This window comes from Kineococcus vitellinus (assembly GCF_009906315.1).
Classification (GTDB): Bacteria; Actinomycetota; Actinomycetes; order Actinomycetales; family Kineococcaceae; genus Kineococcus; species Kineococcus vitellinus.
The window spans coordinates 1-980 of the sequence record NZ_JAAALL010000585.1 but is presented as its reverse complement, the minus strand read 5'-3'; the positions used below and the strand labels follow the sequence as shown (position 1 = coordinate 980).

1 protein-coding gene is annotated in these 980 nt (G+C 76.4%); it reads right to left on the bottom strand.

The features are described from left to right. Positions 1–101: 101 nt before the first annotated feature. On the bottom strand, positions 102–929 hold the full coding sequence (locus tag GTQ99_RS23570) for an SDR family NAD(P)-dependent oxidoreductase (RefSeq protein ID WP_205708126.1): 828 nt from the start codon (positions 927–929) through the stop codon (positions 102–104). Positions 930–980: the final 51 nt, after the last annotated feature.

Sequence of the window (980 nt, the reverse complement as noted above, 5' to 3'; positions counted from 1 at the left end):
CGGCCGGACCCCTCCGGTGCGCGAGCACAGCAGCTCCTCCCCGCCGGGCACGTCCGCGGCACGCCCGCGCCGCGGTGCGACGGTAGCCGAGGTGCCCGCCCTCAGGCGGCGGACCAGCCGCCGTCGGAGGCCAGCACGACCCCGTTGACGTTGAACGCGTCCTCGCTGAGCAGCCACGCGATCGAGGACGCCAGCACCTGCGCCGAGACCGCCGCCGGCATGATGCCGCGCGCGCTGCCCAGCCGGGCCGGGCCGAACTGCGTGGTCACCTTCACCTCGATGCCCGTGACGGTCGGCCCCGGCGCCACCGCGTTCACCCGGATCCCGCTGGGCCCGTAGGCGAACGCCGCGCTCTTGGTCAGCCCCACCACCGCGTGCTTGGAGGCGGTGTACGCCGCCCCCGCCGCCGAACCGCGCAGCGCCGCCTCGGAGGCGGTGTTGACGATCGACCCGGCGCCGCGCTGGAGCATCCCCGGCAGCACCGCGCGCATCAGCTTCATCGTGCCGTCCACGTTCACCGCGAACACCCGCCGCCACACCGCGTCGGACATCTCGTGCAGCGCCGACATGTCGTCCATGATCCCGGCGATGTTCGCCAGCGCGTCCACCCGCTCGCCGGCCACGGCCAGGACCCGCTCGATCGAGGCGTCGTCGGTGATGTCGGCGCCCACCGGGCTCAGGCGCCCGCCGCCGGGCAGTTCCGCGCCCGCTCCTGCGCCCAGTTCGGCGAGGAGGCCCTCCAGCCGCTCGGCGGCGACGTCGACGCCGACGACGTGCCCGCCCTCGCGCACCAGGCGGGAGGCGGTGGCCCGGCCGATGCCGGACCCGGCGCCGGTGACGACGACGGTCCTGCCGGCGAAGCGGCCGGGCACGAGGCGCTCGTCCCACTCCCGGGTCGCGGTGGTGGTGGGGTCCTGCTCGGTGCTCACGCTGGTCTCCAGCCTGTCGTGGCGGCGCCCGGGTCGACGGCGGCGCGGGCG